We start from the raw sequence: 25573 nt of genomic DNA, 5'->3' as shown, positions 1-25573 counted from the left end.
AAGTTAATAATAAGGAGTTGCTGCACGTCGCATCCCACCATACCGATGAGGAGACTGTATGTTTACGAACCCGGAGCAATTCGCCAACGCCACCAAGCTGCTGTTCGACTTCCAGCTGGAGACGTTCAACACGCTGACCAGCAAGACCATCCAGGGTGTCGAGCAGGTACTGGCGCTCAACATGGCCACCGCCAGATCGCAGGTTGAAGAGGGGCTGGCCACCGGTAAGGAAATGAGCCAGGCGGCGGACGCCAAGGCCGCGATCCAGGTCGCCGCCGACAAGATCCAGCCGGGCGTGGCCGGGGCGGCCGCCTACAACCAGCAGCTGGGCGGCATCATCGCGGAGATCCGCAACGAATTCACCCAGGCGGCCGAGGCGCACATGACCGAAGCCAAAAACAACCTGAGCGCGCTGATCCACGACGTCACCAAAAACGTACGGCCCGGTTCGGAGAACGCGGTGCAGATCGTCAAAACCGCGATCGACAACGCCTTTGCCGGTTACGAGCAGGTCAACCAGGCCACCAAGCAGGCAATCCAGGCGGTCGAAGCCGAAATCGCCAAGGCCAACTCGCTGGTCGGCCAGAAAGCGAAATAACGCCGCTATTTTGCTTTGCAAGCGCGGACGGACGCGATACACTGTACGGAAATACAGTTAATCGCCGTCCGTCCCGCTGCAATGATCAAAGTCCTTGAAAATCCGTTCTATTACCTGGAGAACTTTCACCAGGTGCTGGCGTGGATAGCCGAGCGCTACGATGACCTGCTGAACCCGGACGAGCGCGATTTCCTGACCTCCTTCCCCAGTCTGCCCCAAGCCTCGCGCGCGCTGTTCGTGCGCATGGTGATGCGCAAAGGCACGGTGTTTCGCGCCAGTAAGCTGGTGTATGCGGAAATCGGCAGCACGCACGAGGCCGCCCGTCCGCTGGCCGAGTGCGGCCTGATCGAGGAAGATCCCACGCTGTGCCTGGACGAATTGTTCGAGCTGCTGCAAAAGCCGGAAATCGCCCGGGCCTTTCACCTGGGGCCGCACATCAGGCACCTGCGCAAGGCCGAGCAGCTGGCGGCGCTGCGCGAGGAATATGACGGCGAGCACCGCTTTTCCGGCTGGTATGCGGAATCGGGCGATCACTGCTACCGCAACCTGACGCAGGCGCTGTGCGACCGCCTGCGCCTTATCTTCTTCGGCAATTATCGCCAGGACTGGACCGAATTCGTGCTGTCCGACCTCGGCATTTACCAGTATGAGAAGGTGGAATTTTCGCCGGCCGCGCGCGGATTCCGTTCGCGCCGCGATATCGACGATTTCCTCGCACTGCACGATTGCCACGAACGCTTTGCCGAGGGCGCGGCGCCGGCCGAGATCATTGCCGCCCTGCCGCCCTGCTCGCCCGATAACGAGTGGCTGCGCAGCCGCCGCGACAAGCTGGTGTTCAGCATCGCCCAGCACGTCGAGCGTCTGGCCGACTGGCCCGCCGCCTACGCCCTTTACGCCGAATGCCATTATCCCGGCGCCCGCGCCCGCGCCATCCGCGTGCTGGAGAAGAACGAACAGCCGCGCGAGGCGTTCGAGCTGCTGCACAGCGCCATGCTGGCGCCGGAAAGCGAGGCCGAACGCCAGCAGCTGCTGCGCATGGCGCCACGCCTGGCGCGCAAGCTGGGCCAGGCCAAGCCGGCGCCGGTGACGGCCGCCCAGGCCGCGCGTATCGACCTCAGCCTGCCGGCGCCGGAAGAAGCCAATTACGTCGAATTCGTGGTGCGTGATCATCTCAGCCGCGAAGACGCGCCAGTCTATTACGTCGAGAACGCGCTGATCAATTCGCTGTTCGGCCTGCTGTGCTGGGATGCGGTGTTCTCGCCGATACCGGGGGCGTTCTTCCACCCCTATCATCGCGGCCCGGCCGATTTGCACAGCGCCGATTTCCAGCGCCGCCGCGCGCAGCAGTTCCACGCCGCGCTGTCGCAGCTGGACGGCGATCTGTATCGTCAGACGATCCTGGACAACTACGCCGCCAAGTACGGCATCCAGTCGCCCTTCCTGTACTGGGAGGCGATCGACGACGATCTGCTCGGCCTGGCGCTGGACTGCATTCCGCCGCTGCACCTGAAGCGCGCGTTCGAGCGCATCCTGCTCGACATCAAGGCCAACCGCAGCGGCTTCCCCGACCTGATCCAGTTCTGGCCGGCCGAACGCCGCTACAACATGATCGAAGTAAAAGGCCCGGGCGACCGCCTGCAGGACAATCAGCTGCGCTGGATCGAATACTGCGCCCAGCATCAGATGCCAGTCTCGGTCTGTTATCTGCAATGGGCGGCATGACGCAGTTCTCCAAATACACGATCGCCGTCCGCGCGCTGTGCGAATTCACCGCCAAGACCGGCGACCTGGATCTGCGCTTCACGCCCTCGCCGACCGCGCAGGAAGGCATCGCCGGCCATGCGGTGGTGGCTTCGCGCCGCGATGACGATTATCAGACCGAAGTGGCGCTGTCCGGCGACTTCGGCCCGCTGCACGTGCGCGGCCGCGCCGACGGTTACGACGTCCGCGCCAACCGTCTGGAGGAAGTCAAAACCTACCGCGGCGATTTGGAGAAGATGCCGGACAACCAGCGCGCGCTGCACTGGGCGCAGGTGAAGATCTACGGTCATCTGATGTGCCGGGACCGGCAGCTCGACAAGATCCGCCTTGCGCTGGTTTATTTCGACATCGGCAGCCAGAAGGAAACCGTGCTGCACGAGGACCATACGGCCGGCGGCCTGCAGGCTTATTTCGAGCAGCAGTGCACCCTGTTCCTGCAATGGGCGCAGCAGGAGATGGCGCACCGCGCCGAACGCGACGCGCAGCTGAGGGCGATGCGCTTCCCGTACGGCGATTTCCGTCCCGGTCAACGCCAGCTGGCGGAAGCGATGTACCGCGCCAGCAATCGCAAGGTGTGCCTGCTGGCGCAGGCGCCGACCGGCATCGGCAAGTCCGTCGGCAGCCTGTTCCCGATGCTGAAGGCTTGCGCGGAGCATGAAGTCGACAAGGTGTTTTTCCTGGCCGCGAAGACCTCGGGCCGGCAAATGGCGCTCGACGCGGTGGACATCATCCGCGCAGGCGCGCCGCTGCTGCCCCTGCGCACGCTGGAGCTGGCGGCCAAGAGCACCGCCTGCGTCAATCCGGACAAGGCTTGCCACGGTGAGTCCTGCCCGCTGGCCAAGGGATTCTACGACCGCCTGCCGGCCGCGCGCGCGTCGGCGCTGGCGGTGATGGCGCCGTCAGCCGGCGCGAACGCAGCCGCGGACACGCGCGCGGGTGCGGACAGCGGCGCGCCGGCAAGCGCCGTGCCGCTGTCCCTGGACCGCGACACGCTGCGCGCCATCGCTCTCGCCCACGACGTCTGTCCGTATTACCTGAGCAGCGAAATGGCGCGCTGGTGCGACATTGTGGTCGGCGATTACAACTACTACTTCGACATCAGCGCCATGCTGCACAGCCTCACGCAGCTCAACGACTGGAAAGTCAACGTGCTGGTGGACGAGGCGCACAACATGGTGTCACGCGCGCGCAAGATGTATTCGGCCGACATGGAGCATGACAGCCTGCGCCTGCTGCGCAAGATCGTGCCGGACGAACTGAAAAAACCGCTGGACCGCGTGCACAAGCAGTGGAACCAGCTGGAGAAGGACCAGCAGGCTGAATACCAGTCCTACAGCGCGCTGCCGGACAAGTTCATGGGCGCGCTGCAGACTGCAGCCACCGCCATCGCCGACTACATGGTCGATCATCCCGGCTATGTGGAGCCGGACCTGCAAAGCTTCTACTTCAACGCGCTGATGTTCGCGCGGCTGGCGGAAAGCTTCGGCGACCACGCCTTGTTCGACGTCGAAAAGGCGCAGGGCGCGCGCGCCAGCAACAGCAATTCGGTGCTCTGCATCCGCAACATCGTGCCCGCGCCGTACTTGAAGCCGCGCTTTGAAAGCACCCACACCACGGCGCTGTTTTCGGCCACGCTCAGTCCCTGGAACTACTTCGGCGACATGCTGGGCATGCCCGAGACCACCGCCTGGGTCGACGTGGAATCGCCGTTCGTGGCCGAGCAGCTGTCGGTGCAGGTGGCGGGCCACATCTCCACGCGCTACCAGCACCGCCAGCAGTCGCTGCGGCCGATCGCGGAGCTGATGGGCCAACAGTACCAGCGGCAGTGCGGCAATTACCTGGCCTTCTTCAGCAGCTTCGATTACATGGAGAAGGCGGCCAACCAGTTCAGCGAGCTGTATCCGCAAGTGCCGGTGTGGCGCCAGTCGCGCCGCATGGACGAGGCGGAGCGCGCGCAATTCCTCGACCGCTTCACGCCGGACAGCGAAGGCATAGGCTTCGCCGTGCTGGGCGGCTCGTTCGGCGAAGGCGTGGATTTGCCCGGCGCGCGCCTGATCGGCGCCTTCGTCGCCACACTGGGGCTACCGCAGATCAATCCCGTCAACGAACAGATACGCCAGCGCATGGAGACTATCTTCGGCGCCGGTTACGACTACACCTACACCTATCCTGGCATGCAGAAAGTGGTGCAGGCGGCGGGACGCGTGATCCGTACCCAGACCGACCGCGGCACCGTCTACCTGATCGACGACCGCTTCGGCCGGCCCGAGATCCAGGAACTGATGCCCCGCTGGTGGCGCGTAGAACGCCATTCGCCCCACCCGGCAGGCGATTCGTCGGAAAAACTGCGGGCCTGAGCGGCAGCTGGCGTAGGATGGCAATTCCCGCCACCTGATGGAGCCACCGATGAAGCAACTGGTTTTGCTGTTATGCGCGCTGTCCGCCACCGCGTACGCCGCCGACGATGCCACGCTCAGCGCCACGCTGTCGCGCATCGATACCGAGATGTTTGACGCTTTCAACCAATGCGACAAACCGGGGGAGCTGGACAAGTACGCCAGCTACTTCGATGCCGCAATCGAGTTCTATCACGATAACGGCGGCGTCACCTGGACGCGCGACGCCATGATCGCCAACACCGCAAAATATGTGTGCGGCCATTACAGCCGCCGACTGGTGCCGGGCAGTCTGAAGGTGATACCGGTCAAGGACTTCGGCGCCATCACCACCGGCTCGCACGTGTTCTGTCAGTCCGGCAGCGGCAAATGCGAGGGCATCGCCGAATTCACCATGGTGTGGCGCTACAAAGACGACGTCTGGCAGGTCACGCGTGCCCTCAGCTATGGGCACCGCCCCAACCAGTAGTGCTCAATGCCCGGAAAGCTCTTTCTGGCACAGTCCCTGCGGGCTCCAGTTGCGCACCAGCGTGGTCGGCGGCATGGCCTTGTCGTGCAGGATGAGGGCGAAACCCTGGCGCGGCTCCGGCCCGATCGCCATCAGCAGCATGGGTGGGCCGCGCCGCACCACCAGGCTGTTGCCCGGCCCGCGGCCGACCTGCGCGCCGTCCGGCGTTTCGAGGCAGGTGCCGCCGCTGACGGCGTAGAACGCCTCCGGCCCGGAATGCACGTGGATCGGCGCCGTCATGCCGACGCTGAAAGTCGACTTGAGAAATTCCGCGTCATACAGCGTGTCCCGCTCGACGGCGATCGGCCCCACGTCCGCCACGTGCTGACCGCCCGGCCCCGGTCCCAGCGCCGGCGCGCCGACGGTGAACAGCCATACCTTGCCGAATGCTTCGACCACCGTCCCCTGTTCCGGCCGGTCGCGCTGCGCCGCCGCGACATCGGGGTAGGTATAGAGCCGCCAGTACACTACGTCCGCCGCCAGCTTGCCGATTGCCTGATGCGACATCAGGCACGCCGGCCCAGGCTTATCTTCGGAGACAGCGGCGTCGCAGGGCCGCGAAGTCGCCTGCGCCCATACCACCGAGGTCAACGCGGACAACACCACTCCCGCCCATGCAGCTTTTGCAGACATATGCACCTCCTATTGGATGACAGTACGGATCCTTTGATAGCCGCTGCGGCTGACCGGCACCCGGCTACCATCCCTGAGTATAGCCACATGGCTGTCCTTGGTGGCCTGTTCGATGCGTTCGACAAAGGCGATGTTGACGATCCACGAGCGGTGGATGCGCAGGAACTGTTCGCCGTCCAGCTGTTCCTCCAGCTCCGCCAGCCGCTGATTCTTCAGATAAGACTTGCCCTCCGAGCGGATCTGCACATAGTCGTCCTGCGCCTCGATGTGTTCGATCTTGTCGGCGCTGATCACGTGGACCTTGGCGCCATCGCGTATCAGCACCCGGCCCAGCGGCTTGTGGCGGGTGGACGCCTCGCGCACCATCTGCGCCACGACGTCGCCGCCCTTGCCCGAATTTGCGCGCGCATGCGCCAAGGCCTGGTCGAAGCGCTGCTGGCTGAAGGGCTTCAGCAGATAATCGAGCGCGTGGAATTCGAACGCCCTGATCGCATACTGGTCGTAGGCCGTGGCGAAGATGTAGCGTGTCTTGCTGCCGGCCAGTTCCGCCACTTCGAAGCCATCCAGCTTGGGCATCTGGATATCCAGGAACACCAGGTCCGGTGCCAGCTCGGTGATGGCCTTCACGGCCTCGAAGCCGTTGGCGCATTCTGCCACCACCTCCACGTCCGCGTGCGCGGCCAGATATTCGCGCACCACGCCGCGCGCCAGCATTTCATCGTCCACGATGATGATACGCATACCCTACTCCCCTTCTTCGCCCGTCTGCGCGGGCATGGTGATGTCCACGCCGAAGCTGTCCTCGCGCCGGCCCCAGTGGATGCCGGCTTCGTGTTTATAGGCGCCGGATAAACGCTGGCGCACGTTGGTCAATCCTATGCCATGGCCATCGCTGCGGACGGCCGACATATCCTCGTCCACCGGGTTGACGACACTGATCTGCAGTACCGAACCCGCACGGTGCGCGCTGATGCGGATGATGCCGCCATCTGGCAGATTGCAGATGCCATGCTTGACGGCGTTTTCCACCAGCGGCTGGATGATCATCGGCGGCACCAGGCAAGCCGCCGCCTCCGCGCTGATGGACTCCTGCACGCGCAACCGCTCGCCGAAGCGCACCTGTTCGATCGCCAGGAAGTGGCGTATCAACACCATCTCTTCGCCCAGCGTCACTTTCTTGTGCGCCTCCATGCCCAGGCTCTGGCGGAAGAAGCTGGCCAGCTCCAGCGTCATGCGCCGCGCCGCCTTGGGGTCCATCGAGGTCAGCGCGCTGATCGAATTCAGGCTGTTGAACAGAAAATGCGGATCGATCTGGGTGCGCAACATGCGCAATTCCGCTTCCTGCGCCATCAGCATCGATTGCAGCTCGCGCTGTTCGGCGTTCTTGGCGCGCACGAACTCGGTCACCAGGTAATGCACCGCCGCCGCGAAGCCGTACAGCAGCATGCCCAGTCCGACGATCAATGCGGACAGCTGCGGCGTGATCACCATCCCGGACCACTTCACGCCGGGCAGCAGGCACAACGCATTCCACACGGAGCCCATCAGCAGCCACAGGAAGCCCGACACCACCGCCGCCACCGTCATCACCAGCAGGATGGAACCGGCGCGGCGGCCGCCCAGCGGAAAGGCGCGGCACAGGTAGTAAGCCGAGTAGCCCGCCGCAAACGCATACAGCAGATGCATGGGGATGGCGAACAGCATGGCGTTGATCAGCGGCGTGTCGCTGGTCAGGGTGATCACGCTGCCCAGCGCACAGCCGAGAAACAGCCACGCCAGCAGGTAGACCACCCCGCCGCGCCGGGGCGTGACGATGTCCTCCATCAGTTGCGCAGTTCGACGCCGCCCATGATGGCGTAGCCGCGCACGATCAGCCGCTTGTTCGACGCCCCCGGCGGCACGGTCTTCTCGTCGAAGCCGCCCATGACCGGTGTCCCCTGAATCACCACGGTCCAGTCGACCGGCACCTTGATGGTGATGCCGCCGAACATGGCGAACACATTCAGCACCGCGTCGCCGTTGATCGATGCCTGGCGCAGATCGAGGTCGCAGCCGCCCATGATGGCGGTGATCTCGCCGCCGCGGAAGTCCTGGGTGATCATGCGGCTCTTGTAGCCGCCCATGATGGCGGTGACTTCCACCACCGAGTCCTCGGCGCCCTTTTCCAGCGAGACGCTGTTGCCGACACTATCGAACGCCTTGCGCCCGGTGCTGGCCTTGTACACGGCGGCGGCGCCGGCGATGATCATCGCCAGCGGCCAGACGGTGCTCCAGCCGAAATAGATCAGGCCGGCTTCCTTCAACCACAGCATGCCGCCGAAGAAGATCAGGGCGCCGCCGACGATCATGCCGGCGCCGTTGCGGGTCTGGACCAGTTTCAGCACGCCGCACACGATCAGGATCGTCGGCAGCACGTGCAGGCGCAGATCGAGATCGAGCCAGCCCAGGTTATCGAGCAGGAACAGCATGCCGACCACGATGATGCAGACGCCGATCATCATCTGCACGGCCGGGTTGCGGTCGCGGCGGGTTCTCATGGCTGCTCCCGGGTGGCGGCGAAGATGTTATCCAGCAGCGGCCGCAGCATCATGCCCAGGCCCCAGGCCACCAGCAGCGCCGGCCAGGTCTGACCGAAGCCCAGGCCCCAGATGTGGTTGAAGGAGATGTACCACCAGCCGGCGAAGAAAATCTCCCACAGGCCATTGGTGAAATGGCGCGAATTGGTGGGCGGGATGATTTTGGTGAGGCCGCTGACGACCACCAGCCAGGGCCAGTAGCGCCAGAAATGCGCAGGATCCAGGTCCAGATCCAGCACGTCTGCCTGCACCAGCAGGACGATGATGCCGGCGGCCATCAGCGCCAGGCCCCAGACCAGCTGCGAGCGCCAGCGATAAGCAGTTTCAACGTTCATGTTTAGTCCCCCAAGTCGGTATGGATATAACAATACCGGGGAACTGCAGGCGGGGAAACCGCTATTCGGCGAACGGCGGAAAAGTACCGGTGAACGGCGAAGCGGTCAATTGCGGCCGTTGCCGACCTTTTGCTCGAACAGCATCAGGCCCCAGCCGAGCTGGCGGCGGATTTCGTCGGGCGTAGGAGGCGGCTTCACTTCCTGGGAGCGGCGCTCCATGTAAGCGCGCACCAGGTACTTGGAAGGATGAGTGGTCTGCGTCATGGTGACCTCCATAAGGCGTCAACATCGGAATTCGTGCCGGTGCTCGAGGCCACCGGCTTACCTGCTGCTGAGCTTTTTGCGTTTTTCTGCGTTCTGCTCCAAGCACGCAAGGCCAGTGTATGCCCGTACAGGGTTGACCTCTGTACGCCGACGCACACTGCCTTGCAGGCCCATTCCTACAGTTTCTGCTGCAAAAACTCCAGGAAGCAGCTGATACGCTGCGCCAGCTGGGTATTGCGGTAGTAGACGGCGTGGATTTGCTGGCGATAGCCGGTATAGTCGGCTTCGAGGATTTTCACCAGGCGGCCGGCCGCAATGTCGGCGCGGGTCATGAAATCGGCCAGGCAGACGATGCCCTGTCCTTCCAGCGCCAGCTGGCGCAGGGTCTCGCCGCTGGAAGCCGAGATCGACGGCGTCACTGGCCAGGTATTGCCATCGGCGTGGCGCAGCGGCCACTGGTTGCCCGGTTCGTACTGCACGAAGCCCAGCAGCGAATGGCGCGCCAGATCGGCCGGCGTCTGCGGCGTGCCGTGGCGTTCCAGGTAGCCGGGGCTGGCCAGCACGTACAGCGGGCTGGAAGTCAGCGCGCGCGCATGCAGGGTCGAATCGGTCAGTGCGCCAATGCGGATGGCGATGTCGGTGCGGTGTTCGATCAGGTCGGCGATCTGGTCGTTGCTGCTCAGTTCCAGGCGGATTTCCGGGTACAAGGCGCGGAATTCGGCCACGTGCGGCACCACGCAGTGCAGCATGAATGGCGAGGCGGCGTCCACGCACAAGCGGCCGGCCGGCTTCTGGCGGCGGATGCGGATGGTTTCCTCGGCCTCCTCCATCGCCCCGAGGATGGCGCGCGCCTTCTCCAGGAACAGCTGGCCTTCCTCGGTCAGTTCCATGCGGCGCGTGGTGCGCGTCAGCAGCGAGGTGGCGAGCTTGTCCTCCAGGCGCGACAGCGCGCGGCTGACGCCCGAAGTGGTCTGCCCCAGATGCACCGAAGCGGCGCTCAGGGTGCCGCTGTCGATCACGGTAATGAAGGTCTTTAAATCGTCCGAGTTGATATCCACGCGTGTTCCATCCTTACGCCACGTAGAGCAGCACGGCGCCAAAATGACAGGCGCTGCCACCCAGTACAAACAAATGCCAGACGCCGTGTCCGTAGCGCCATTTATGATCGGTGACGAAGAAGGCGATGCCCACTGTGTAGACCAGGCCACCCGTCGCCAGCCACCCGAAACCGCTCCAGCCCAGCGCGTCGATCAGCGGACTGGCGCCGATCACGCCCACCCATCCCATCGCCACGTAAATCAGCAGCGACAGCACGCGCGCGCCCTTGGCAAACAAGAGTTCTTGCAGAATGCCGATCACCGCCAGCCCCCACACCACGCCGAACAGCGACCAGCCCCAGGGGCCGCGCAGGCTGACCAGCGTGAACGGCGTATAGCTGCCGGCGATCAGCAGGTAGATGGCGCAGTAATCCAGTTGCCGCAGCACGTCCTTGGCCCGGCCGCGCAGGCTGTGATACAGCGTGGACGTCAGGTACAGCGCCAGCAGGGTGACGGCATAGATGCTGCAGCTGACCACCTTCCAGGCATCGCCGCTGCGGGCCGCCTGGACGATCAGCAAGGTGCCGCCGACAGCCGCCAGGGCCGCGCCGACGGTATGCGTGATGCTGTTGAACCGCTCGCCGTAATACATGGTTTTTCCAATGCAGAGGTGGCTGCGGCTCCGATAGCTGCGGCCACAAGCATTGTATAGCGCTCGGCCGCTGACCGCCGCCGGTTTCAAACCGCTACCCTGCGGCGCGCTACTTTCGGTCCTGCTTCCTGCAACCATACATTTTTTGCTAATTAGCAAAAATGCTATCGTAGCATATTTAGAATTTATTTAAAGCAATGTTACAAATGGAGATAACTGGGCTTGACGCGATTGCGACATCTGTCGCACAATGATCCCATTCGTCGCATGAGAGGTGATTTATGTCGGTTCCAATTCCATCGGTCAGCGAGCTGACCTTGCTGAAAGTGTTGTGGAAGCAGCAGCCGCTGAGCGCGCGCGAGATCCACGACGCCGCCGCCGCCGAGCTGGCCTGGTCGTTCTCGTCCACCCGCAAGACGCTGGACCGGATGCTGGAAAAGCAGATGGTCGGCGTACAGGTGGTGCATGGCGTGAATGTCTACAGCGCGCTGCTGGAGAAGGTCGGCACGCTGGCGGCCTTCGCCCACGATTTCGGCCGCCGCGTGATGGAGATCGATGCGCCATTGCCGGTGACGATGTTCACCGGCAGCAAGTTGGTCGATCGCCAGGAGCTGGCGCAGCTGGAGCAAATGCTGCAGGACTGGCCTGCGGACGAGGCATGATGCCGCTGGCGCCCTGGGCGATGCCGCTGGCGGCCAAATGGCTGCTGGCCTGCGCGGGCAGCCTGGCCGCCGGCTTGCTGGTGTGGCTGCTGCTGCACGGCGTCGTGCGCATGTGGCCGGCGCTGCGGACCAGCCGCAAGCTCTGGCTCGCCGCGCAAGGCACGGTCGCCATCGCCGCCCTGCTGCCGCTCCTGCCGGTCGCCACGCATAGCAGCGGGTCTGCCGCAGCTGCGGCATCCACGGCATCGTTCGCGCCGGCATTTGACAGCAACGAGCACCGCGCCACTGTCAGCGACGCGGTCAGCGACGCCGACGCCGGCCGGGCACCCGCCACGGCTGCCGTCAGCGATACAGGCGCCGCCACGCAGCAGGGACGGCGCCCCGGCGGCAGCGCCTGGCCGCGGATCGTCTCCAGCCTGGTTGCATTGGCGGCCGGGGTCTGGCTGCCGGTGTATGGCATCGGCCTGACTGGCGTCATGTGGCGCCGGCTGCGTGCCCGTCGGCTATGGCGCGATCTGCTGGCCGGCGCGCGGCCGCTGACCGAGGCGGAACTGCGGGCGCATGCCGGCTTCACGCCTGCTCAACGCCGCCGCATCTCCCGGCGCGGATTGCGCGTGCTGCGCACCGACGCCGCCGTCTCGCCCATGCTGATCGGCGTACGTCGCCCGGTCTTGCTGCTGCCGGCCCACCTCGATGCGCTGAGCGAGGCGCAGCAGCAGATGATCGTCGCGCACGAACTGCATCACTGGCGCGTGCGCGATCCCCTGTGGCTGGCCGTTGCCGCCACCTTGCAGACGGTGTTCTGGTTCAACGCTCCGCTGCGCTGGATGGCGCGACAAATGGAATGGGCGCTGGAACTGCAGTGCGACCAGCAGGTGCTGGCCGGACGCCCGCAGCAGGAGCGCAAACAATATGCCCTGTCGCTGTTGCGCCAATGGACCGTCATGGCGCCCGCCGCCGCAGCAGCCTTCGGTGGCGCCACCGTCGCTGCGCGCATCCGCCAGATGCAGCATGATGGTTTGCCCATGCCCAGCATCGCCGCCGGTTGCACCGCCGCCCTCGTCCTAACGCTGGTGCTGGCGGCGGGCGTCGCACTGCAACCAGCGCTCGCGTTCAGCGTGCCACCAGTGACCGCGGCGCCTGCATCATCGTCGGCGCCAGCGCTGGCGGCAAATCCGCTACCGTCGCTCGCGCCGGCAGCTGTATCGATGGCTTCGGAGGCAACTGCGGCGCCCGCGGCGGCCAGCGCGGCTGAGCCCTGGCGCCTGCCACTGGCCCAGGTCCGCGTGACCGGCTTTTTCGGCGTCATGCGCAGCGTGCTGCCGACGCCTCACAAAGGCATCGATTTTGCGGCCGCCAAGGGCACGCCGGCCTATGCCACCGCCGACGGCATCATCACCGCCGCCGGCCCGATTGCGGAGAACGACGGACGTTACGGCACTGCCGTGATCATCGACCACGGCGCGCAAAGTTCCCTGTACGCCCATCTGGACGGCGTGAGCGTGCAGCCTGGCCAGCGCGTCCACGCGGGACAACTGATCGGCAGGACCGGCGCCAGCGGCTTCGCCACCGGTCCGCACCTGCATTTCGAAGTGCGCCGCAACGGCAGGATCGTCGATCCCGCGCCCCTGTTCGCCAACCTCGACGCCCATGCGACGCCGCGTGCGCTCAAGGCGCGCCGCCAACAACCGCCCACGAAAGATTAAACCATGCAGGTTACCCGTATCACCGGCAGCATGCTGCTGGCGGTCTCCGCTTGCGCCTACGCTTCGGACAACCCGACGCCGCAGCAGGTCGAAATCAGCGCCAGACGCGACGATCTGCGCCAGCGCGAGACCACCACCAGCATCGTCGTCAATCACGAAGACATCGTGCGGCAAGGCGATCAGACCCTGGCCGATGTGCTCAAGCGCCTGCCCGGCATCAGCATCACCGGCACGCCGGGCCAGGGTGGGTCGATCCAGATGCGCGGCCTGGGCAACGGCTACACGCAGATACTGCTCAACGGCGAGCCCGTCGCCGCCGGCTTTTCGCTGGACAGCGTGCCGCCCGAAACCATCGAACGGATCGACATCCTGCGCAGCGCGACGGCGGAGCTGAGCAACCAGTCGGTGGCCGGCGCGATCAACATCATCCTGAAAAAATCGGTGAAACGCGGCCAGCGCTCGCTGAACGCCGGCATCGCGCGCCAGCACGGCGTCAACACACCGACATTGAGCACGCAACTGTCGGACCAGGATGGCGCCATGTCGTACAGCCTGGCCGCCACGCTGACGCGCAAGCGCAGCGAAATGCCATATACCGACATCCAGGACCAACACGACGCAGACGGCATCCTCACCCTGCTGCGCCGCACGCCACAAACGGAATCCGGCCGCACCGACGCGCTGACGCTGACGCCGCGCCTGAACTGGAAGCTGGCCGACGGCGACAGCATCGGCTGGCAAAGCCTGGCCTATCTGCGCCGGGTCGACAATTTGTCGCGCGCCGACGAGACGGCGCTGCTCGGCCCACACAGCGAATATCCGCGCAACGACGCCAACTTCGTGGCCAACTTCATCATGCTGCGCAGCGACCTGCAATGGACGCATTTGCTGGCCGATGGCGCCCGGCTGGAGGCCAAACTGGGCGTCAGCAGCAACCGCCGCACCGGCACCTTCGACTTCCACGGCATGGACGCGGAAGGCAAGCCGCTGGGCCGCCATCACGTCGATTCCGGCCCGGTGGAAAACACCGTCACCAGCACCGGCACCTACCGCCATCCGGTCGGCCAACAGCACGCGGTGGCGCTGGGCTGGGACGTCAGCCACGCCATCCGCAGCGAGGACCGCAACGAAACGCTGTTTGACGCCGCCGGCGTGCAGACGGGCGCCAACAATGCCGATTACCGCGCCACGGTCAACCGCGTCGCCCTGTTCGCGCAGGACGAATGGCAGCTCGGCAAACGCTATTCACTGTATCTGGGCCTGCGGCACGAACGGCTGGCCACCAGCAGCCGTGCGGCGGCCAGCAACGCGCCCGATGCGCTGAGCGCCAGTTCCGCTGTCTGGAGCCCGTCGCTGCAGTCGCGTTACGAACTGGCGAACAAGGATGTGCTGCGGGTGGCGCTCAGCCGCACCTACAAGGCACCGCCGCTGGTCAAGCTGATCCCGCGCCGCTATACCAACGATAACAACAACAATCCGACCAATCCGGATGAACAGGGCAATCCCCATCTGCGGCCGGAACTGGCCTGGGGACTGGACGCGGCGTACGAACACTATCTGGGCGACGGCAATCTGGTCAGCGTCGGCACCTACGCGCGCCGCATCCGCGACGTGACACAGACCCGTTTATTCCAGCAGGACGGCGCATGGGTGGAAGCGCCCTTCAACGACGGCAACGCCAGCGTGCACGGGGTGGAGCTGGAAGCCAAGCTGCGTCCGACGCCGTCGCTGGATATCCGCGCCAATGTGGCGCGCAACTGGTCGCGCGTGGACAATGTGGCGGGGCCGGACAACCGCCTCGAATCGCAAACGCCCGCCACCGCCAACCTGGGCGCGGATTATCGCTGGTCGGGGCTGACGCTGGGCGGCAACCTGAATTACCAGGCGCGTGGCCCGATGCGGCAATCTGCGCAGGTGCTGACCAGCGCCAGCGCCAAACGTGAGCTCGACCTGTATGCGTTGTGGAAGATGGATGGCAAAACCCAGCTCCGCCTCTCCGGCAGCAACCTGCTGCGCCAGCAGGCGACAGAAGATTATCAATACACCGACGCGACCGGCAGCATGCGCCGCCTGCGGCTGATCCCGACGCAGGCCACGCTGCGCATCATGCTGGAGCAGCAGTTTTAATCTGTATTGCAGATGCGCGGCCAGCAGCTGTGGTATGGTTGCCGCCATGACGCGAGAACCGTATAAACCGTATGAACGTTGCATGGTGATGGGGGGCGGAGGTTTCCGCTTCGGCATCTACATCGGCATGTATGCCGCGCTGCGCGAGGCCGGCCGGGCGCCGGATGTGCTGCTGGCCAGCTGCGGCGGCGCGATCGCCGCAGCGATCATCCATCAGCTGCCGGACCCGCAAGCGCAGAAGAACTGGCTGTCGTCGGAGCAGATGTACCGGTTCTGGCGCGGCCTGCGCTCGACCGAACACGCGGTCTTGTACGGCACCCTGCTGCGCGCCGCGAAGCGCAAGCTGTCTCGCACTCCGGTGCCGGTGATCCCCGACCTGTTCAACGACTATCTGTTCGAGATTCCGCCGCAGCTGCCCTTCCCGCCCGCCGCCGACAAGCCGCAGGTGGATGTCGCCATCATTGGCGGCAGGTTGCTGTTCGATGCGGCGGAGGTCGGTCAGCCCCGCGGCCAGCGCAAGCTGTATGAAGAGACGGTGTTTTGCAACGAACGCGCCGCCGCCGCGTTGCGCGGCATGGCGTCACCGCTCAGCGATACGCGCTGGGGCGAACATGCGATTGCCCGTTCGCTGCATACCGACGGCAGCGTGCCGGTCACAGAGGCGGCGCGCATCTCCATCGCCGATATGGTCTACTTCCGCTGCGCGCGATATCGGGGCGAAGAGTACATCGGCGGCGTGCTCGATCTGTTCCCGGTGGAGATCGCGCGACGTCTCGGAACGGAAGTGATCATGGAGTTCAAGGAAGCGTTCGACCAGGTGTTTTCGATTCCGGCCTGGCGCAGCGTGCTCGGCGTGGATGGCAACGCGCGCCTGCGTTACGCCAACAGCCATCTGGCCGACATGCGCATCGATTCGTCGGATGTCTCGGTGGTGCTGAAGAAGCAGCAGCTGCAGCAGAAGCTGGACTGGCTGCGCAACCGCATCGAGTTGCAGATGCCGCCCGACTACGCCACCTTCGCGCAGCACGTCAGCGACCAATGGCGATACGGTTACGATCGCGCGCGCGAGGCGCTCGCCAGGCCGCCGCGCACGCAGCCCGCCGTACGACGTTCCAACCATCACAGCCGGCCGCTGAGCAGCATCGAGCCCTGAGCGGCCCGCACCGCTTCAGCTGAAGTCCGAAGCCAGCGCCTGATGCAGCGAGGCCACCGCGGCCGAGCCCTCGCCCACCGCCGCCGCCACCCGCTTGATCGAGCCGCTGCGCACGTCGCCCACCGCAAAGATGCGTGGGTGGCTGGTCTCCAGGAAGTGGCGCGGCCGCGCCAGCGGCCATTTATCGGCCGGTACATCCGGTCCGGTCAGCACGAAGTGCTTGTCGTCCAGCGCCACGCAATCGCCCAGCCACGCGGTGCTGGGTTCCGCGCCGAGGAACAGGAACAGATGGCGCGCCGGCGCCTCCCGCGCTTCGCCGCCGCTGGTCTGCCAGCAGATGCTTTCCAGCCTGTCGTTGCCGCGCAATTCGACGATCTGCTTGTGCGTGTGCAGCGTGATCCTGGGCGAAGCCTCGATGCGCTGTATCAGATAGCGCGACATGCTGGCCGCCAGCCCGCCCGAGCGCACCACGATGTGTACATGTTTGGCATGCGCCGACAGGAACACCGCCGCCTGCCCGGCCGAGTTGCCGCCGCCGACGATCACCACTTCCTCGTTGGCGCAGAAATTCGCTTCCATGAAGGAGGCGCTGTAATACACGCCCTTGCCCTCGAAGCGCTCCAGCCCCGGCAGGTCCGGCTTGCGGTAGCGCGCGCCGCTGGCGATGACGATCGAACGCGCACGCAGCCGCTCGCCGCTGTCGATGCCGATGTCGAATTCGGGGCTGTCGCAATTGAGCGCGCTGACCTTGACCGGCACCGCCACCTCGGCGCCGAACTTGCGCGCCTGCGACAGGCCGCGCCCCGCCAGCGCCTGCCCTGACACGCCGGTCGGAAAGCCGAAGTAGTTCTCGATCTTGGAGCTGGCGCCAGCCTGGCCGCCGGGCGCCTTGGCATCCAGCACCGCCACGCTCAAGCCTTCCGAGGCCGCGTACACGGCCGCCGCCAGGCCGGCCGGGCCGGCGCCGACCACCACCACGTCGAACAAGCGCCCATCCAGGCCGTCCGGGCTGATGCCGATGCCGTCGGCCAGCTCGCGCAGCGACGGTTGGCGCAGCACTTGCCCGCCAGGCGTGACCACGGCCGGGATGTCGTCAACGGCGATGCCGAAGCGGTCCATCAGGCCTGGCGCATCCGGATCGGCCTCGGTGTCGAAGTAGGCGGCCGGCTGGCCGTTGCGGCTCAGGAAATGGCGCAGGATCAGCGTCTGCTGCGAGTTGCGCGCGCCGAACACCAGTACGCCGCCGGTCTGGTCGGACATGTAGGCCACACGCCGCAGGATGTAGGCGCGCACGATGGTCTCGCTCAGCGCCGCCTCGGAAATCACCAGCGTGCGCAAGGCGTCTTCGCTGATGACGATCAATTCGCTGTCCTCCACCACGCGCGCGGTGGCGACGGCGGCGCGGCCGGCCAGCGAGCCCATTTCGCCGGTGAACATGCCGGGGCCGTGGCGGCCGATTTTGGTCGAGCCCAGCGCCGAGCCGCGCTCGACTTCGATGGCGCCGGAAATGATCACGAACATCGGGATGTGGCGGTCACCCTGGTGGAACAGCACGTCGCCGGCGGCAAAGCGGCGCCGCTCGCCATAGGACAGCAGGACGTCGAACTGGTCTTCGCTGAGGGTGGGGAAAATCTGGTGCCGGCGGTTGCCGATGTCGGATGACGCCAGGTGGGGCGCGGCGTCGCTCTGGCCGCCGTAGTTGTGTTCCATGCCGTATTCCTCGCTAAATTGTGCGGCTGATCGATGCGGCCATGATAGCGCTAATTGCCGGGCTCGGCAGCCTGCCGGGAGACAGGCGTCAGCGGCACAGTTGCTGCCACTGCGCCTCGAACTCCGCCGGCGACACGTCCTGCGCCAGCAGCGTCAGGTCGCGCGCCACCGAAATATAGCGCTGGTAGCCGATGTAGGCGCCAAACGCATCCTTGGCATTGACCTCGCCGCATGGCGCGCCGCCCTTGCCGATGAACTGGTTGCGGAACTGCGCCTGGCCGGGCTCGAGGATTTTTTCCCTCACATACTTCTCGCCCAGCTGGGTCAGCACCGCGTTCTCCTCGCGCTGCTTCTGCTCCGCCGACTTGCCGCAGGCGGCCAGCGCCAGCAGCAGCGCCAGTGTGATCATCAATCTCATCATGTCGTTCTCTTTTTTTCATTCTTGTTCAGCGTTCCCTTTAACGCCGTAACCACCCGCATTGTTGACAGACAGGCGATTTGTTAATATCCCAAGCTTTACCGCCCGTTCAGGAGACTGCATGTCCAACTCTATTTCCGCACGCATGGCCCAGGCCCTGCTGGCTTGTGCAATGTTGCTTAGTTCCTATGCCGAGGCAGCGGACAAGCTGGCCCACGTGACCATTCTGGCCACCGGCGGCACCATTGCCGGCAGCGGCGCGTCCAGCACCACCACGGTCGGCTATACCGCCGCCACCGTGGGCGTAAACCAGCTGATCGCCGCCGTGCCGGAACTGGCCAAGGTCGCCGATGTCAAAGGCGAGCAGGTGTTCCAGATCGCCAGCGAAAACATGACCAACCAGCACTGGCTGACGCTGGCCAAGCGCGTCAATACCCTGCTGGCCCAGGCCGATGTCGACGGCATCGTCATCACCCACGGCACCGATACGCTGGAAGAGACCGCCTATTTCCTGGACCTGACCGTCAAGAGCAAAAAGCCGGTGGTGCTGGTGGGCGCGATGCGTCCCGGCACCGCGCTGTCGGCCGACGGTCCGATCAATCTGTACAACGCCGTGCTGCTGGCCGCCAGCCAGGAAGCCATCGGCAAGGGCGTGCTGGTGGCGCTGAACGACCAGATCCACGCCGCGCGCGAAGTCACCAAGACCAATACCTCGACCCCGGACAGCTTCAAGACGCCGGAACTGGGCATGCTCGGTTACATCCAGGGCAACAAGCCATATTTCTACCGCGCCTCGACCCGCAAAAACACGGCCGACACCGAGTTCGACGTCAGCAAGCTGGACAGCCTGCCGCAGGTCGACATCGTATACGGCTATGCGAATGTTAACCCAGTTGCACTCAACGCGCTTGTGGCCGCTGGCGCCAGGGGCATCATCCACGCCGGCGTCGGCGACGGCAGCCTGGCGGCGCCGGTCAAAACCGCGCTGATCGCGGCGCGCAAGCAAGGGGTATTGATCGTGCGCTCGAGCCGCGTCGGCCAGGGCATCATCGCCCGCAACGGCGAAGCCAACGACGATGAGCTGGACTTTGTGGCGTCCGATACGCTGAATCCGCAGAAAGCGCGCATCCTGCTGACCCTGGCCTTGACCCGCACCACGGACAGCAAGGAAATTCAGCGCATGTTCTACACCTATTGAGGCTTAGGGATAAGCCGGACGCCGCATGCGGAACAGCGCATCCGGCGTAATCTCGAAATAATCGGCCGGGCCGCCGCCGCGCAGGATGGTCTGCGAGCCTGCCGTATCGTAAATGCCGTCGCGCAGCATGGACTGCGCGATGTGCACCCCCACCACCTCTCCCAGCACCAGCCAGGTATCGGTGTCCACGCCGGCAGCACTTTGCAGGCGGATGATCTGGGTGCGCCGACATTCGAACGACACCGGACTCTCTTCCACGCGCGGCGCGCCGACGATACGCGACGCGCCCGGCGTCAGGCCGGCCAGCTGGAACTCGTCCACCTCCGGCGGCGCGGCGGCGCAGCTGGCGTTCATCGCTTCGGCCAGCGGCCGCGTGGCCAGGTTCCAGACGAATTCGCCGGTCGCTTCGATGTTGCGCAGCGAATCCTTGCGTCCTATGCTGGAAAAGCCGATCAGCGGCGGCGTGTAGTTAAACGCGTTGAAGAAGCTGTATGGCGCAAGGTTCAGCACGCCGTTGGCGGCGCGCGTGGAAATCCAGCCTATCGGCCGCGGGCCGATGATGGCGTTCAGCGGGTCGTGCGGCAGGCCGTGTCCTTGGGCCGGCTCGTAAAAGTGGCGATCTGTCATGATCGCATTGTCGCACAGAGGCGATTTACACGTTTTTATACATTTCAGGTATTGCGCGATTGGGCATCCGGCGCCTAATCTAAGTGAAACACTTAGCTGATTGACCTACATGAATCTGGATGAACTTCAATTCCGCCCGCTCAAGGCGGCCCTGCCGACCAAGGTCCTGATGAATTTCCGTCGCGACGCTGGAAAGGAAGGCGTGGCGCCCAGCGCGGCGCCGGCCGATGTGCGCGGCAAGGTGCAATGGGTGACGGTCGAGCACAAGAACAAGATGATCGGCGTGGCGCGCATGGAAATGGCGCCGCCGGAATTCTGCTTCGTCTCGGAACTGATGATACTAAGCACCCATCGCGGCCAAGGCATAGGCCACTGGTTCTTGAAACGCATCGAACAGTATTGCCTCGACCATAAAGTCTTTCGCCTGCTGCTGGAAGCCGGCGAAGGCACCGACAATTTCTACCGCTCGCAAGCCTTTGTGCCCGATCCACTGCTGCCCCGGCTGATGCGCAAGGAAATCAATCCTTTCCAGCGCCGCATCTTCGCGGCGCAATACCAGTGAACGACGGTTGTTAACAAATTCTGTGGATAAGGCTGTTAACAAGCAACAAGTTCAACCGCCAAGCGATTGTTTTTGAACGAAAAAGTTTTCCTGCGTAAAATTCTTGCAGCCAAAGTTGTCCACCGACAGTACACTTGGCGGTCTGTGATTTCCTTCTGAAAGCCAACATGAAGCCACGTTTTACCGCCCTGGCACTGTCGCTGCTGCTGGCTGGCGCCTGCCTGCACAGCGGCGCCGCCGATACCGCCAAATACACTCTGCGTGAACACTACACGAAGTATGAATTCCGCATTCCGATGCGCGACGGGGTGCGCTTGTTCACCACCGTCTACGTGCCCAAGGATGCCAGCAAGCCTTATCCCTTCCTGATCCAGCGTACGCCGTACAGCGCCGGCGTGCAGTCTGGCGGCGAGCTGCATTACGGCGTGGATTTCTATCCAGAACACATCGGCCCGTCGGAAGAGTTCGAAAAAAGCGGCTATATCTTCGTCAAGCAGGATGTGCGCGGCCGTTACATGTCCGAAGGCAAATGGCAGGAAATGACGCCGCACGTGAAAGCCGTGCGCGCCAAAGGCGAAGGCAACGAGAGCGAGGACATGCACGACACCGTCGACTGGCTGCTGAAAAACGTCGCCAACAACAACGGCAAGGTCGGCATTCTGGGCATTTCCTATCCCGGCTTCTACACCTCGGCCAGCATCATCGACTCGCATCCGGCGATCAAGGCCGCCTCGCCGCAGGCCCCGGTGACCGATCTGTTCATGAACGACGACTCCTACCATGGCGGCGCCTTCATGCTGGCAGCTAATTTCGACTTCTACTCGGCATTCGTGGAGGCGGAAAACCCGACGCCGCTGCCCAAGACCTGGGACCGCTTCGACTATGGCACGGCGGACGGCTATGATTTCTTCCTCAGGCAGCTGACCCTGCCCAACATCATCGGCACGCTGACACCCAGGCAGCGCGCGCTGCTGCAGCCGACCATCGAGCACAACACCTACGACGAGTTCTGGAAAATCCGCAACATCGCGCCCCATCTGAAAAACATCAAGGCGGCGGTGCTGACGGTGGGCGGCTGGTACGACGCCGAAGACTTGCAGGGCCCGCTGACCACCTACGCCAGCGTCAAGCGCAACAATCCCGGCATCTACAGCGGCCTGGTGATGGGGCCTTGGGTGCACGGCGGCTGGGCGCGCGGCGACGGCAAGAGCCTGGGCTATGTGCAGTTCGACGCCAAAACCGGCGAATACTTCCGCGGCAACATCCTCTACCCGTTCTTCGAGCAGCATCTGAAGGGCGTGACCAACAAGAACATGTCTGAAGTCTACGCGTTTGAGACCGGCAGCAACGTCTGGCGCAACTATGCGGCCTGGCCGCCCAAGCCGGCCCAGACGCGCACCCTGTTCCTGGGACCGGACGGCACGCTGAGCTGGAAACAGCCGGCCACGGGCGCCGCTTATGATGAATATGTGTCCGATCCGCGCAAGCCGGTGCCCTACATCGCCTATCCGGCCACCGGCGTGCCGCGCGAATACATGACCAGCGATCAGCGCTTCGCCTCCACCCGTCCCGACGTGCTGACGTACAGCAGCGAGGTGCTGGAAGAGGATGTGACTTTTGCCGGCCCGGTCAAGCCCAAGCTGTTCGTCTCGACCACCGGCACCGATGCCGACTGGGTGGTAAAACTGATCGATGTCTATCCGCCCGAATATCCGGCCGGCGACGACAAGGAAAGGCACGGCGGCGACGAGCCCAAGCCATCGCTGACCATGGCCGGCTACCAGCAGCTGGTGCGCGGCGATCCGTTACGCGGCAAGTTCCGCAATGGCTTCGAAAACCCACAGCCGTTCACGCCGGGCAAGGTGGAACCGCTGACCTACAGCATGAGCGACATCAACCACACTTTCCGCCGTGGTCATCGCATCATGGTGCAGATCCAGAGCTCGTGGTTCCCGCTGGTGGACTTGAATCCGCAGACCTTCGTCGATATCGCCAAGGCCAAGCCGGAAGATTTCCAGAAAGCGACGCAACGGGTCTACCATGCGCCGTCCATGTACTCGGGCATCGAGGTGCAGGTGATGCCGGCCGTGCGCTAACGCACACTTGTTAACAAATTCTGTGGATAAGCTTGTTAAAAAGCGTGCACATGACAGCGCAAGTAGCTGTTTTCATTGAATAAAATCCCGCTGCGCAGATTTTTTGCAGCGGGACTTATCCACCGTGACGGCGGTCCAGCAGTTCGAAAATCCCCATTCCGGCCAACATCGCGCCCGCAAACAACAGCGCCTTCGGCAGCCCCATGCCGGAGGCGACCAGCGCCGGACCGGGACAGAATCCAGCGATGCCCCATCCAATGCCAAACAGCAGTGCGCCAAATATCAGGCGGCGGTCGATTTTATTGGTGGTGGGTAAATTCAGCGCGCCGCCCAGCAGGGTCTGTTTTCGCGCCTTGGCCCAGCTAAAAGCGGCCAGCCCCAGCACAATGGCGCCTGCCATAACCATGATCAGCGACGGATCCCAATCCCCGGCCAGGTCGAGAAAACCCAGTACTTTGGCAGGATTCGCCATGCCCGAAATAATAAGCCCGAGCCCAAAGATTAAGCCGCTTAAAAAGGCGATAAATATCATAAGTGGCGCCATATAAACACCGTGACGAAGCCGGCAGCCATAAACACAGCCGTGGCGAGCATGGAACGGAGCGATAAGCGCGATATTCCGCAGACGCCGTGACCACTGGTGCAACCCGAACCGTAGCGAGTACCTATTCCAACAATCAAGCCAGCGATTATCAACATCCCCGGCGTCGCATCGATTTGAATTGCCGGCAGGTGAAAGAATATACCGTACACGGACGGCGCAATCAGCAACCCGGCAATAAATGCAACCCGCCAGCTGATATCACCGCGTTTTAATTGAAGCATGCCGCCGACAATTCCGCTAATGCCGGCAATTCTGCCATTGAAAAGAATCAGCAAGGCCGCCGCCAATCCGATCGCCATGCCGCCTGCCAGGCTGGTCCACGGCGTGAAATGAGTCCAGTCTATGCTCATGCTTCCTCCAAGGTGAGTGGCCAGTATGCCAGAAATCGGCGTTTTCACGCCAATTTTTAGCGCGAACTCAGCTTTCAACGTTTTGGTGGAACTCCTTCGGATATTTGGAACGTGTTGGCCGGCCCCGCTATCGCACGCAGAGTGAGCGCGCGGGCCGCAAAGCGTTTCAAAAGGGGAACCCAAAAATACCTGATTGCAAGCGTGGTAGTCTGAACCGAAATCACCCACCCGAGGAGAATAAGATGAACCTGCTGACGAATCTGAGTATTGGGAAACGCTTGCTGTGTGGTTTTGCCCTGATTTTGCTGTGTGCATTAACAGCCGTCGGCGTTTCGATTTCGCGCCTGAATGCGGTGGCCGACGCCAGCCGCGAATTACTCGATGAACCGCTGGCGACGGAGCGAATGGTCACCGACTGGTACCGCATTATCTATGCCGGCATCCGGCGCAATATCGCCATCGTCAGAAATAACGATTCATCGCTGGCGGAATTCTTTGCCAAGGAAGTGGCCGATTCGACCATTGAATCGGTCGAATTACAAAAGCGTATAGAACCGCATATCGATACGCCGCAGGAACAGGAATTATGGCAGCAATTATTAGCGGCGCGGGAAAACCTACGTTAATGCGCGCGACCGCGCCATTCAACTGAAAAAGGATGGTAAATTCGAAGAATCGAATAAAATTTTTGAAGATAAATTCGTCCCGGCGTCGTTTATTTACACTGGCAAGATTCAGGAACTGCAGCAGGAAGAACGCCGCCATGTCACGGAACTGGCGGACGGCATTCAGCAAGTCTTCATTCAGGGGCGCCAGCTGATGCTGGTGCTGGCGGTGCTGATGGTGCTGTTCGTCGTGACGCTGGCCTGGCTGATATCCACTTCCATCACCCGTCCGCTGGCGCAGGCGGTGCAATTGGCCCAGCGCGTGGCGCAGGGCGATCTGAGCGGCACTGTGCAAGCCACTTCGCGGGACGAAACCGGGCAATTGCTGCGCTCGCTGGGCGACATGAATGCGCGGCTGGCGGCACTGGTGCGCCGTGTGCGCAGCAGTTCGGACGCGATCGGCGTCGCCTCGCGCGAAATCGCCGGTGGCAATGCCGACCTGTCGTCGCGCACCGAAAATCAGGCATCCGCGCTGGAGGAAACCGCCAGCTCGATGGAAGAACTGACCAGCGCGGTACGCCAGAACGCCGATCATGCCCACGAAGCCAACCGTTTGGCGCACTCCGCCAGCGAGGTGGCCAGCCGCGGCGGCGCGGTGGTCCGTGAGGTGGTGGCGCGCATGGGCGGAATCCGCGGCAGCTCGCAGAAAATCGCCGAAATTACCGGCGTGATCGACGCCATCGCTTTCCAGACCAATATCCTGGCGTTGAACGCGGCGGTCGAGGCGGCACGCGCGGGCGAACAGGGTCGCGGCTTTGCCGTGGTGGCGAGCGAAGTGCGTAACCTGGCCCAGCGCAGCGCCACCGCCGCGCGCGAAATCAAGGAGCTGATCAGCACCTCGGTGACGCAGGTGGAGCAAGGCAGCGTGCTGGCCGATCAGGCAGGCCAGACCATGCAGGACGTGGTGGACAGCGTGCGCCGGGTTTCCGGCATCA

26 protein-coding genes are annotated in these 25573 nt (G+C 63.8%); 13 read left to right on the top strand and 13 right to left on the bottom strand.

Translation table 11 applies throughout. The features are described from left to right. The first annotated feature begins 58 nt into the window (after window positions 1-58). The 4 genes from E4L98_RS22695 to E4L98_RS22680 all read left to right on the top strand — a co-directional run bounded on the left by E4L98_RS22695 (window position 59) and on the right by E4L98_RS22680 (window position 5224). Window positions 59-598, top strand: coding sequence for a phasin family protein (locus E4L98_RS22695; protein WP_135203814.1), 540 nt, complete (start codon window positions 59-61; stop codon window positions 596-598). Between the two features lie 81 nt (window positions 599-679). Next, window positions 680-2320, top strand: a complete 1641-nt coding sequence (locus tag E4L98_RS22690; RefSeq protein ID WP_135203813.1) for a VRR-NUC domain-containing protein — start codon at window positions 680-682, stop codon at window positions 2318-2320. Further along, window positions 2317-4716 carry a helicase C-terminal domain-containing protein gene (locus E4L98_RS22685; RefSeq protein ID WP_371857276.1) on the top strand — a complete coding sequence of 800 codons (2400 nt, stop codon included), beginning with the start codon at window positions 2317-2319 and terminating at the stop codon, window positions 4714-4716. Before E4L98_RS22690 ends, E4L98_RS22685 begins: the two co-directional genes overlap by 4 nt. Window positions 4717-4765: 49 nt before the next feature. Beyond that, a complete protein-coding gene (locus E4L98_RS22680; protein WP_135203811.1) occupies window positions 4766-5224 on the top strand; it encodes a nuclear transport factor 2 family protein in 459 nt (152 codons plus the stop codon). A 3-nt stretch (window positions 5225-5227) separates the two neighbouring features. Here E4L98_RS22680 and E4L98_RS22675 read toward each other — a convergent pair whose 3' ends face one another. The 8 genes from E4L98_RS22675 to trhA form a co-directional block, all read right to left on the bottom strand. After that, window positions 5228-5896 carry a hypothetical protein gene (locus tag E4L98_RS22675; RefSeq protein WP_135203810.1) on the bottom strand — a complete coding sequence of 223 codons (669 nt, stop codon included), beginning with the start codon at window positions 5894-5896 and terminating at the stop codon, window positions 5228-5230. 9 nt (window positions 5897-5905) lie between these two features. Further along, entirely contained in the window at window positions 5906-6637 is a 732-nt protein-coding gene (locus tag E4L98_RS22670) for a LytR/AlgR family response regulator transcription factor (RefSeq protein WP_135203809.1), read from the bottom strand. 3 nt (window positions 6638-6640) lie between these two features. Continuing rightward, the gene (locus tag E4L98_RS22665) at window positions 6641-7720 is read right to left on the bottom strand and encodes a sensor histidine kinase (protein WP_135203808.1); all 1080 of its coding nucleotides are present in this window, start codon (window positions 7718-7720) and stop codon (window positions 6641-6643) included. Further along, entirely contained in the window at window positions 7720-8433 is a 714-nt protein-coding gene (locus E4L98_RS22660; protein ID WP_135203807.1) for a LiaI-LiaF-like domain-containing protein, read from the bottom strand. The genes E4L98_RS22665 and E4L98_RS22660 overlap by 1 nt, the downstream gene beginning before the upstream one ends. Further along, on the bottom strand, window positions 8430-8807 hold the full coding sequence (locus tag E4L98_RS22655; protein WP_135203806.1) for a LiaF transmembrane domain-containing protein: 378 nt from the start codon (window positions 8805-8807) through the stop codon (window positions 8430-8432). Before E4L98_RS22655 ends, E4L98_RS22660 begins: the two co-directional genes overlap by 4 nt. Window positions 8808-8912: 105 nt before the next feature. Next, on the bottom strand, window positions 8913-9071 hold the full coding sequence (locus E4L98_RS30155) for a hypothetical protein (RefSeq protein WP_167761420.1): 159 nt from the start codon (window positions 9069-9071) through the stop codon (window positions 8913-8915). Window positions 9072-9247: 176 nt separating this feature from the next. Next, window positions 9248-10129 carry a LysR family transcriptional regulator gene (locus tag E4L98_RS22650; RefSeq protein ID WP_135203805.1) on the bottom strand — a complete coding sequence of 294 codons (882 nt, stop codon included), beginning with the start codon at window positions 10127-10129 and terminating at the stop codon, window positions 9248-9250. A gap of 13 nt (window positions 10130-10142) precedes the next feature. Beyond that, window positions 10143-10760 carry a PAQR family membrane homeostasis protein TrhA gene (gene trhA / locus E4L98_RS22645; RefSeq protein ID WP_135203804.1) on the bottom strand — a complete coding sequence of 206 codons (618 nt, stop codon included), beginning with the start codon at window positions 10758-10760 and terminating at the stop codon, window positions 10143-10145. A 281-nt stretch (window positions 10761-11041) separates the two neighbouring features. On the opposite strand from trhA, the gene E4L98_RS22640 reads away from it, so the two are divergent. The 4 genes from E4L98_RS22640 (at window position 11042) to E4L98_RS22625 (ending at window position 16408) form a co-directional block, all read left to right on the top strand. Continuing rightward, the gene (locus E4L98_RS22640; RefSeq protein WP_135203803.1) at window positions 11042-11422 is read left to right on the top strand and encodes a BlaI/MecI/CopY family transcriptional regulator; all 381 of its coding nucleotides are present in this window, start codon (window positions 11042-11044) and stop codon (window positions 11420-11422) included. Continuing rightward, window positions 11419-13128 (top strand): peptidoglycan DD-metalloendopeptidase family protein, encoded by a 1710-nt coding sequence (locus tag E4L98_RS22635; protein ID WP_135203802.1) that lies wholly within the window; start codon window positions 11419-11421, stop codon window positions 13126-13128. Before E4L98_RS22640 ends, E4L98_RS22635 begins: the two co-directional genes overlap by 4 nt. 3 nt (window positions 13129-13131) lie before the next feature. Continuing rightward, on the top strand, window positions 13132-15255 hold the full coding sequence (locus tag E4L98_RS22630) for a TonB-dependent receptor plug domain-containing protein (RefSeq protein WP_135203801.1): 2124 nt from the start codon (window positions 13132-13134) through the stop codon (window positions 15253-15255). An 82-nt stretch (window positions 15256-15337) separates the two neighbouring features. Beyond that, window positions 15338-16408 (top strand): patatin-like phospholipase family protein, encoded by a 1071-nt coding sequence (locus E4L98_RS22625; protein WP_135203832.1) that lies wholly within the window; start codon window positions 15338-15340, stop codon window positions 16406-16408. A gap of 15 nt (window positions 16409-16423) precedes the next feature. On the opposite strand, the gene E4L98_RS22620 is transcribed toward E4L98_RS22625, so the two are convergent. After that, window positions 16424-18118 carry an FAD-dependent oxidoreductase gene (locus E4L98_RS22620; RefSeq protein WP_135203800.1) on the bottom strand — a complete coding sequence of 565 codons (1695 nt, stop codon included), beginning with the start codon at window positions 18116-18118 and terminating at the stop codon, window positions 16424-16426. Window positions 18119-18206: 88 nt separating this feature from the next. Next, on the bottom strand, window positions 18207-18539 hold the full coding sequence (locus E4L98_RS22615; RefSeq protein WP_135203799.1) for a hypothetical protein: 333 nt from the start codon (window positions 18537-18539) through the stop codon (window positions 18207-18209). A 118-nt stretch (window positions 18540-18657) separates the two neighbouring features. Between E4L98_RS22615 and E4L98_RS22610 the strand changes: the two genes are divergently transcribed. Beyond that, window positions 18658-19734 (top strand): type II asparaginase, encoded by a 1077-nt coding sequence (locus E4L98_RS22610; protein ID WP_135203798.1) that lies wholly within the window; start codon window positions 18658-18660, stop codon window positions 19732-19734. Window positions 19735-19737: 3 nt separating this feature from the next. Here E4L98_RS22610 and E4L98_RS22605 read toward each other — a convergent pair whose 3' ends face one another. Next, the gene (locus E4L98_RS22605) at window positions 19738-20361 is read right to left on the bottom strand and encodes a flavin reductase family protein (protein ID WP_205746811.1); all 624 of its coding nucleotides are present in this window, start codon (window positions 20359-20361) and stop codon (window positions 19738-19740) included. A 109-nt stretch (window positions 20362-20470) separates the two neighbouring features. On the opposite strand from E4L98_RS22605, the gene E4L98_RS22600 reads away from it, so the two are divergent. Further along, window positions 20471-20923 (top strand): GNAT family N-acetyltransferase, encoded by a 453-nt coding sequence (locus tag E4L98_RS22600; protein ID WP_135203796.1) that lies wholly within the window; start codon window positions 20471-20473, stop codon window positions 20921-20923. Between the two features lie 167 nt (window positions 20924-21090). Beyond that, window positions 21091-23019 (top strand): CocE/NonD family hydrolase, encoded by a 1929-nt coding sequence (locus E4L98_RS22595; RefSeq protein ID WP_135203795.1) that lies wholly within the window; start codon window positions 21091-21093, stop codon window positions 23017-23019. 115 nt (window positions 23020-23134) lie between these two features. On the opposite strand, the gene E4L98_RS22590 is transcribed toward E4L98_RS22595, so the two are convergent. After that, window positions 23135-23551 (bottom strand): DUF6691 family protein, encoded by a 417-nt coding sequence (locus E4L98_RS22590; RefSeq protein ID WP_229257518.1) that lies wholly within the window; start codon window positions 23549-23551, stop codon window positions 23135-23137. Next, on the bottom strand, window positions 23548-23973 hold the full coding sequence (locus tag E4L98_RS22585; protein WP_135203831.1) for a YeeE/YedE family protein: 426 nt from the start codon (window positions 23971-23973) through the stop codon (window positions 23548-23550). The genes E4L98_RS22590 and E4L98_RS22585 overlap by 4 nt, the downstream gene beginning before the upstream one ends. 242 nt (window positions 23974-24215) lie before the next feature. Here E4L98_RS22585 and E4L98_RS22580 point away from each other — a divergent pair, with 242 nt between their 5' ends. Both E4L98_RS22580 and E4L98_RS22575 read left to right on the top strand, forming a co-directional pair. After that, a complete protein-coding gene (locus E4L98_RS22580) occupies window positions 24216-24599 on the top strand; it encodes an MCP four helix bundle domain-containing protein (protein WP_135203793.1) in 384 nt (127 codons plus the stop codon). A gap of 193 nt (window positions 24600-24792) precedes the next feature. Further along, on the top strand, window positions 24793-25573 hold a 781-nt coding region (locus E4L98_RS22575; RefSeq protein ID WP_135203792.1), incomplete at its 3' end, for a methyl-accepting chemotaxis protein.

This window comes from Duganella callida (assembly GCF_004614165.1).
GTDB classification, from domain to species: Bacteria; Pseudomonadota; Gammaproteobacteria; order Burkholderiales; family Burkholderiaceae_D; genus Rugamonas; species Rugamonas callida.
The sequence above is the reverse complement of the archived record's forward strand: the minus strand, read 5'-3'. Positions and strand labels throughout refer to the sequence as shown.

Excerpts from the sequence above, each read along its gene's own strand:
- E4L98_RS22695 (WP_135203814.1), top strand. The coding sequence starts at position 59 with ATGTTTACGAACCCGGAGCAATTCGCCAACGCCACCAAGCTGCTGTTC.
- E4L98_RS22690 (WP_135203813.1), top strand. The coding sequence starts at position 680 with ATGATCAAAGTCCTTGAAAATCCGTTCTATTACCTGGAGAACTTTCAC.
- E4L98_RS22685 (WP_371857276.1), top strand. The coding sequence starts at position 2,317 with ATGACGCAGTTCTCCAAATACACGATCGCCGTCCGCGCGCTGTGCGAA.
- E4L98_RS22680 (WP_135203811.1), top strand. The coding sequence starts at position 4,766 with ATGAAGCAACTGGTTTTGCTGTTATGCGCGCTGTCCGCCACCGCGTAC.
- E4L98_RS22675 (WP_135203810.1), bottom strand. The coding sequence starts at position 5,896 with ATGTCTGCAAAAGCTGCATGGGCGGGAGTGGTGTTGTCCGCGTTGACC.
- E4L98_RS22670 (WP_135203809.1), bottom strand. The coding sequence starts at position 6,637 with ATGCGTATCATCATCGTGGACGATGAAATGCTGGCGCGCGGCGTGGTG.
- E4L98_RS22665 (WP_135203808.1), bottom strand. The coding sequence starts at position 7,720 with ATGGAGGACATCGTCACGCCCCGGCGCGGCGGGGTGGTCTACCTGCTG.
- E4L98_RS22660 (WP_135203807.1), bottom strand. The coding sequence starts at position 8,433 with ATGAGAACCCGCCGCGACCGCAACCCGGCCGTGCAGATGATGATCGGC.
- E4L98_RS22655 (WP_135203806.1), bottom strand. The coding sequence starts at position 8,807 with ATGAACGTTGAAACTGCTTATCGCTGGCGCTCGCAGCTGGTCTGGGGC.
- E4L98_RS30155 (WP_167761420.1), bottom strand. The coding sequence starts at position 9,071 with ATGACGCAGACCACTCATCCTTCCAAGTACCTGGTGCGCGCTTACATG.
- trhA (WP_135203804.1), bottom strand. The coding sequence starts at position 10,760 with ATGTATTACGGCGAGCGGTTCAACAGCATCACGCATACCGTCGGCGCG.
- E4L98_RS22640 (WP_135203803.1), top strand. The coding sequence starts at position 11,042 with ATGTCGGTTCCAATTCCATCGGTCAGCGAGCTGACCTTGCTGAAAGTG.
- E4L98_RS22635 (WP_135203802.1), top strand. The coding sequence starts at position 11,419 with ATGATGCCGCTGGCGCCCTGGGCGATGCCGCTGGCGGCCAAATGGCTG.
- E4L98_RS22630 (WP_135203801.1), top strand. The coding sequence starts at position 13,132 with ATGCAGGTTACCCGTATCACCGGCAGCATGCTGCTGGCGGTCTCCGCT.
- E4L98_RS22625 (WP_135203832.1), top strand. The coding sequence starts at position 15,338 with ATGGTGATGGGGGGCGGAGGTTTCCGCTTCGGCATCTACATCGGCATG.
- E4L98_RS22620 (WP_135203800.1), bottom strand. The coding sequence starts at position 18,118 with ATGGAACACAACTACGGCGGCCAGAGCGACGCCGCGCCCCACCTGGCG.
- E4L98_RS22615 (WP_135203799.1), bottom strand. The coding sequence starts at position 18,539 with ATGATGAGATTGATGATCACACTGGCGCTGCTGCTGGCGCTGGCCGCC.
- E4L98_RS22610 (WP_135203798.1), top strand. The coding sequence starts at position 18,658 with ATGTCCAACTCTATTTCCGCACGCATGGCCCAGGCCCTGCTGGCTTGT.
- E4L98_RS22605 (WP_205746811.1), bottom strand. The coding sequence starts at position 20,361 with ATGACAGATCGCCACTTTTACGAGCCGGCCCAAGGACACGGCCTGCCG.
- E4L98_RS22600 (WP_135203796.1), top strand. The coding sequence starts at position 20,471 with ATGAATCTGGATGAACTTCAATTCCGCCCGCTCAAGGCGGCCCTGCCG.
- E4L98_RS22595 (WP_135203795.1), top strand. The coding sequence starts at position 21,091 with ATGAAGCCACGTTTTACCGCCCTGGCACTGTCGCTGCTGCTGGCTGGC.
- E4L98_RS22590 (WP_229257518.1), bottom strand. The coding sequence starts at position 23,551 with ATGATATTTATCGCCTTTTTAAGCGGCTTAATCTTTGGGCTCGGGCTT.
- E4L98_RS22585 (WP_135203831.1), bottom strand. The coding sequence starts at position 23,973 with ATGAGCATAGACTGGACTCATTTCACGCCGTGGACCAGCCTGGCAGGC.
- E4L98_RS22580 (WP_135203793.1), top strand. The coding sequence starts at position 24,216 with ATGAACCTGCTGACGAATCTGAGTATTGGGAAACGCTTGCTGTGTGGT.